Here is a 6,873-nt window from a genome sequence, read left to right on the forward strand (position 1 = left end):
CTTGCATGAAGCCAGTTTTGGCTTCATGCCCCACTTTATGCCAATCAGATCCCTTTCTGTTAATAAGATACGCAATATCGATGCTGTATCTTTCGAGCCTTCAGAGCGTATAAATATTATCTACGGTGCCAATGGCAGTGGTAAAACCACGCTGCTCGAATCAGTGCACTTTCTTGGTCTAACGCGTTCATTTCGTACTAATCAATTTCGTTATTTGGTTTCTTCATCAGAGAAAGAGTCTTTGGTATTTTCTAAAATTGATCCTGTAGGAAATGGCCAGTTAAAACCACTGGGTGTAAGTCGTGGTTTAGATGGAGAGGTAGGGATACGTTTTAACGGCAATAGCATTGATTTATCTGAGTTAGCCACGCTTGTTCCGTTGCAATTGATTAACACAGATACCTTTGAGTTATTGGAAGGTAGCCCGGGAACAAGGCGCCAGTTTATTGATTGGGGTGTGTTTCATTCAGACCCCGTATTTATTCAATTATGGCGTGCATTTAAACGTGTATTACAACAGCGTAATTCTTTACTGAAGTGTGGTAAAATCGACCCTGTTTTGCGGCAAGTATGGGATCAGGAATTTATTCAGTATGCTGAGCAGTTAACAAGCATGCGTAAACGCTATATTGAGCAATTAAAACCTGATTTTGAAGAGATTTTATTAAGGTTGGTTGGTGATTTATCCATCACACTTAAGTTCTCTGCTGGATGGGATCAAAAAAGGCCTTTAGATGAATTGTTAGCAGACAATTTATCACGAGACTTAAAGCAGGGTTTTACAAGTATTGGCCCACAAAGGGCTGACCTGAAAGTTAAATCTGAAGGTGTAAGTGCTGCAGAGCGTTTATCCCGTGGGCAGAAGAAATTGGTTGTCAGTGCATTAAAACTAGCACAGGGAGCGCTGTTTCATCGTTTAAGTAATAGGCCATGTGTTTATCTGATAGATGACTTGCCGTCTGAGCTAGATAAACACCATAGCCGTTTATTTTGTGAATTTTTAGAACAAACCAATAATCAATGTTTCATCACCTGTGTTGACCCAGAATCGTTAAGCCGGTTTTGGAAGCCCGATACAGCAGTGGCCTACTTCAATATTGAAGAAGGCCAATTGGTACAAACACACTGAGTCAGGAGAATACCATGAGTGGCGAAGAGCAAAATTACGATTCCAATAGTATTAAGGTCCTTAAAGGACTCGATGCGGTTCGTAAACGCCCTGGAATGTACATAGGTGACACAGATGATGGAAGCGGTCTGCACCACATGGTTTTCGAGATTGTAGATAACTCGATCGATGAAGCACTTGCAGGCCATTGTAGCGAGATTAGTGTCATCATCCATCCAGATGGAAGTGTTTCCGTTTCAGATAACGGCCGTGGTATTCCTACGGGCATACATGATGAAGAAGGTGTATCAGCAGCAGAGGTTATTATGACCGTCCTGCATGCCGGCGGTAAGTTTGATGACAACAGCTATAAAGTATCCGGTGGTTTGCATGGTGTAGGTGTTTCTGTTGTAAACGCCCTCTCCGCTGAGTTGAAATTAACAGTACGCCGTGATGGTAAAGTACATGAACAAATCTATGTTCATGGTGTACCACAGGCGCCGCTTGCTGTTGTTGGTGAAACTGAGCAATCAGGTACAGAGGTTAGATTTAAGCCTTCAGAAGAAACATTCACGAATGTTGAGTACCAGTTCGACCTCTTGGCTAAACGCTTACGAGAGCTATCTTTCCTTAACTCAGGCGTACGTATTGTTCTGACAGATGAGCGTAGTGCTCGTCAGGACATTTTTGAATACACCGGTGGCTTAAGCTCGTTCGTAGAGTATCTTAACCAGAATAAAACAGCCGTCAATAAAGTGGTTCACCTCACCGGTATGCATGAGAATGGTGTTGGTGTAGAAGTGGCTTTGCAATGGAACGACAGCTATCAAGAAAGCCTGCACTGTTTCACTAACAACATTCCACAACGTGATGGTGGAACACATCTATCAGGCTTTCGTGCGGCATTAACACGTTCGCTTAATTCTTATATTGAACACGAAGGTTTGAACAAGGGAAGCAAAGTCAGTACTTCGGGTGACGATAGCCGTGAAGGCTTATGCGCTATTATTTCAGTAAAAGTCCCTGATCCTAAGTTCTCATCGCAGACCAAAGACAAGCTGGTTTCTTCAGAAGTTAAAACAGCGGTAGAGCAGATGTTTGCTTTGCATTTCTCGGATTATTTGCAAGAAAATCCGCAAGAATCTAAATCGATCGTTAATAAAATGATTGAAGCGGCCAGAGCGCGTGAAGCGGCACGTAAAGCGCGTGATATGACACGCCGTAAAGGTGCACTCGATATTGCAGGCTTGCCGGGTAAGTTGGCAGATTGCCAAGAAAAAGACCCTGCTCTTTCAGAACTGTACCTTGTAGAGGGAGATTCTGCGGGTGGTTCGGCTAAGCAAGGTCGTGACCGCCGTACACAGGCTATTTTGCCACTTAAAGGTAAAATCTTAAACGTTGAAAAAGCGCGCTTTGACAAGATGCTCTCTTCGGTAGAAGTGGGCACGCTGATTACTGCATTGGGTTGTGGTATCGGCCGTGATGAATACAATCCAGATAAATTGCGTTACCACAGTGTCATTATCATGACCGATGCCGACGTCGATGGATCACACATCCGTACCTTGTTGCTGACCTTCTTCTTCCGCCAAATGCCTGAACTGATCGAACGAGGTTACATTTATATTGCTCAACCACCCTTGTATAAGATCAAAAAAGGCAAGCAAGAGCAGTATCTGAAAGATGACGAAGCACTAGAAAACTACCTACTTCAAGGTGCGCTCGATAATGCTAGCTTTCACGTACATGACGGTGCACCTGCGATTGCCGGGGCAGCACTTGAGTCATTGATTAACCAATATCGTGGTGTGGATAAACACATTGATCGTTTGTGTAAGCTCTACCCACCAGCAGCACTCACACAAATGATTTATCAGTCAGTGTTAAGTGTTGATGATCTCACCAACTCTGAGCTTGTAGAAAGCTGGTTAAAGACGCTTGTAGACGCGCTAGAGAAGCAAGCCAGTGTCAGTGAGCGTTATGAGTCTGAATTAGTTTACGATAAAGAGCATAGCGTTTACCTACCTAAGGTTGTGCATATCAATCACGGTGTTGATACTAACTTTGTTTTTCGTAGGGACTTCTTCTCATCACGTGAATACGCATCCATTGCGGCTTTAGCAACTGAGCTACATGATCTACTAGAGCCTGGCTCGTTCGTTAAACGAGGCGAGAAAACGTTCCCTGTTACCTTCTTTAAAGATGGTATCAACTGGCTACTAGAGCAATCTAAGCGTGGTAACGCCATACAGCGATACAAAGGATTGGGTGAAATGAACCCAGACCAGCTGTGGGAAACAACCATGGATCCTGATGCTCGTCGTATGCTACAGGTAACAATTGAAGATGCTATATCAGCAGACCAACTGTTTACGACATTGATGGGTGATGAAGTGGAACCAAGAAGAAACTTTATAGAATCCAATGCTCTGCATGCCACAAATGTGGATGTTTAGCTTTAAAAATGTCATTTCTCATATCATGTGAGATGCCGTCTCATTTGAGATGATATCAATGTAGAAAGCAGCCTTATGGCTGCTTTTTTACTTTCAGTAGTATTAAGCTGTTCTTTTGTAATACTAATTTATTTCGATTTAAGGCGGAGTTAGTTAATAGCACTTGTTAGGCGGCTAGGGCTCAACGGTGTTAAGTGCTAGGTGTCTTTTCTTAAAGCGTTTTTCATAGTCACTAGGTGTTACTTTTATCAACCGGAGAAAGGATCGCCTCATCCCCTCTTCGTCGCCAAAACCGCACTGCTTGGCAATAACCTTCTTTGATAGTTTCTCGTTTTCTAACATGGTACGTGCTGCTTCAACACGCATCGCTTCAACTGCTTTCGCTGGGGTTTGGTTCGTTTCAGCAACATACAGCCTCGCGAAGTTTCGAGCGCTCATCAACGCTTGATTTGCTAAGGTTGAAACGCGAAGGTCTTGATCAAGGTTGCTGCGGATCCATTGATGAAGACTATCGAAACGTCCGTTTCCATCTGCAATTTGTACTTTTAGAGCTTCGCTGAATTGTGATTGCCCTCCGGGCCGAACAACATAGGTAACTAATGAACGTGCCAAATAGAGAGCGGCTGACCTACCAAGGTCATCACAGATCATAGCTAATGCCATATCAAGCCCTGCGGTAACACCGGCGGAGGTCCAAATATTACCATCGTTTATAAAGATAGGTTCTGATTCTACTGTTATATCTGGGTAGCAAGCGCCAAGTTCTTCACAGGACTCCCAATGAGTTACCGCGCGCCGGCCGTTGAGCAAGCCGCACGCCGCTAATACAAATGCGCCGCTGCATATTGCCCCTACTCTTTTTGATTTAGAAGCCAACCTAGTGATGCCTGCTAAGAGATCAGCGTTTTGGCTAGCAATTCTCGCTCCTGAGCCTCCGACAACGATCAGGGTATCAATATGCTGTTCTGTCCATTCCAATATGGACTCAGTGGAAAGTGAAACAGGGGTATCAGAATCAATTGAGTTGCCGTCTAGAGATAAGATAGCGGTTTTATATGCAGTAACGCCACTTTCATCCTGAGCGTCTGTAAAGGCCTGCAGAGACCCTGCAAGGTCAAGTAGCTTGATATTTGGATACACTATAAACGCAACGACAGGCCGGTGCTTCTTGTGATGTGATTGCATGGCAGTAAACGAGGTCATTATGGCACTCCTGCCAAATATAAAATTGCTATTTTAAACGTCAAGTCATTGAATAGGAACTTAGAATGCTTATTTTAAAACCGAACTGCGAATGCTGTGATGTTGACCTGCCTCCTGAAAGTAAGAATGCTAGAGTGTGCAGCTTTGAATGCACTTTCTGCAATGACTGTGCTGATGTGAAATTCGATGGAGTATGCCCAAACTGTGGCGGTGGATTTGTACAGCGGCCAATAAGGCCAACTAAGCATCTCGAGAAGCACCCAGCGTCAACGGTGCGTTTCAATAAGGATCATGCTGAATGTGCAAGTTATGCTTCTAGCATTAGTAGGTAAGTAAAAGCCGCTCTAATCGAGCGGCTTTTACCTTTGTGGTGTGTAACTTGAACTGTCAATTTTGGTGCGTTTTTACTGTAAGAACGGGAATTTTAAGCTTAGTTAATACTAAATTGTGCAGCAACATCATCATCCCAATCCATTCCTAAGCCGGTGCTGTCTCCTACTTTAGCTAGGCCATTTTCGATTTGGAGTGGTTCTTTAAGCAAGGGGTTCCACCAATCACAATATTCAAGCCAGTGAGCCGTGGGTGTTAGACAAAGTAATTGCGCACTAACTTCTGGCCATAGGTGTGTTGATACAAGTTTTTGATGGCTTGCACATATTGCCGCAGCTCTTAGCCATCCGCTTACCCCCCCTATTTTCATAACGTCTAGCATTACGAAATCTGAAGCATTAGCATCTAAAGCATGCTGAAGATCTAAGGTATTCCACCAGTTCTCACCACACTGGATAGGGATGGATGAGGTGTTTTTAACAATTGAATGGCCTTTGTAATCATGTGCCAAGGTAGGTTCTTCAATCCACGTAATCTCTGCATCATTAAAACGTTTAGTTCGCTCTATTGCTTCGGTGGGCGTTAAGCACTGATTGTAGTCAAGCATGATGTCTATTGTTGGCCCTACTGCATTTCGTATTGCAGATACTACGCGAAGCTCTTCCGCTATATCAGGATATCCAACTTTAGCTTTCACACCTCTAAAACCCGCTTGGGCTAATTGAGTAGCTGTTTCGGCTGAGCCCTTTTCGCCTTCAAAACCAATAGCGCCATAAACTGGAATAGTCTTTTGAGCACCCCCGAGTAATTGTACTAGGTTACAGTCATGTAGCTTTGCATGAGCATCCCATAAAGCCATGTCTATTGCGGCTAGGGCCATGCCCACTAACCCCTGACTTCCTAATAACCTGAATCGGGAGCTAAGTTGCTGTTCTAAAGCGATTGGAGCCAAGACTTGTTTTTCTATGAGAGGGCTCATGTTCATAACCAAATCGGCTACGGGTTTAAGAGCGATGGGAGTATAGGTGAACACTATACTATGGCCTGTTATGCCCGTATTTGTATATATAGTCGTTAAAACCAACGGCGACTCCGACACAATACCACTTGCCGTTTTGTGTTCCTTTTCCATTGGAAGCCTAATTGCTAGGACTTCTACTCCCGTTATAATCGCCTGTGATGGTGTCGGCATTTTTATATACACCCATATTTTTTTATTGTCATTTGGAGTCTATTACGCCTAGATACAGTGGCAACTATGGTGGGGTAACTGGTCTGACCTAGAGTAAGAAGCTGTTTCTGTGTTCCACTTAGCTATTTAAAAACCACTCATATAGAGTGGTTTTTATTTGCTGAAATGTGTTATTTCAATGAACTAATGATGAGGTGTTTCAGGCCCCAATTCCTGATGCTCGCCGTATGCTACAGGTAACAATTGAAGATGCTATATCAGCAGACCAACTGTTTACGACATTGATGGGTGATGAAGTGGAACCAAAAACAAACTTAATATAATCCAATATCTTACATGCGGCTAATGTGAATGTTTAGTTTCCAATACTCATTAAAAGCAGTAACTAAAAAGCAGTCATATGGCTGCTTTTTTTGAAAGTAAGTTTTTGAATATTTAACTCAAGCCGTCTTGTTGGTTGGAGGTCTCAAATGAGTATGAGTGCCGGCGTTTAGGTTATTAATAATATTCCTTCTGCCCATTTTATGACTCAACGCTCTCATCATTCATATTGAGCTTAACATTGGGGTTTAGGTAGTATGCAC

The 6,873-nt window shown here is 43.3% G+C and carries 6 protein-coding genes; 4 read left to right on the plus strand and 2 right to left on the minus strand.

The window, feature by feature from the left end; translation table 11 throughout:
• Positions 1–37 precede the first annotated feature (37 nt).
• Positions 38–1,129 carry a DNA replication/repair protein RecF gene (gene recF / locus QZZ55_RS08825; RefSeq protein WP_293266955.1) on the plus strand — a complete coding sequence of 364 codons (1,092 nt, stop codon included), beginning with the start codon at positions 38–40 and terminating at the stop codon, positions 1,127–1,129.
• 14 nt (positions 1,130–1,143) lie between these two features.
• Entirely contained in the window at positions 1,144–3,564 is a 2,421-nt protein-coding gene (gyrB, locus tag QZZ55_RS08830) for a DNA topoisomerase (ATP-hydrolyzing) subunit B (RefSeq protein WP_293266956.1), read from the plus strand.
• A 174-nt stretch (positions 3,565–3,738) separates the two neighbouring features.
• Here the strand turns inward: gyrB and QZZ55_RS08835 are convergent, their stop codons facing one another.
• Positions 3,739–4,767 (minus strand): GlxA family transcriptional regulator, encoded by a 1,029-nt coding sequence (locus QZZ55_RS08835; protein WP_293266957.1) that lies wholly within the window; start codon positions 4,765–4,767, stop codon positions 3,739–3,741.
• A gap of 65 nt (positions 4,768–4,832) precedes the next feature.
• Between QZZ55_RS08835 and QZZ55_RS08840 the strand changes: the two genes are divergently transcribed.
• Positions 4,833–5,099, plus strand: coding sequence for a DUF1272 domain-containing protein (locus tag QZZ55_RS08840; RefSeq protein ID WP_293266958.1), 267 nt, complete (start codon positions 4,833–4,835; stop codon positions 5,097–5,099).
• Positions 5,100–5,197: 98 nt separating this feature from the next.
• On the opposite strand, the gene QZZ55_RS08845 is transcribed toward QZZ55_RS08840, so the two are convergent.
• Positions 5,198–6,289, minus strand: coding sequence for an enolase C-terminal domain-like protein (locus QZZ55_RS08845; protein WP_293266959.1), 1,092 nt, complete (start codon positions 6,287–6,289; stop codon positions 5,198–5,200).
• Between the two features lie 194 nt (positions 6,290–6,483).
• On the opposite strand from QZZ55_RS08845, the gene QZZ55_RS08850 reads away from it, so the two are divergent.
• On the plus strand, positions 6,484–6,612 hold the full coding sequence (locus tag QZZ55_RS08850) for a hypothetical protein (RefSeq protein WP_293266960.1): 129 nt from the start codon (positions 6,484–6,486) through the stop codon (positions 6,610–6,612).
• Positions 6,613–6,873: the final 261 nt, after the last annotated feature.

It is taken from the genome of Neptunomonas sp. (assembly GCF_016744175.1).
Lineage (GTDB): Bacteria > Pseudomonadota > Gammaproteobacteria > Pseudomonadales > Balneatricaceae > Neptunomonas.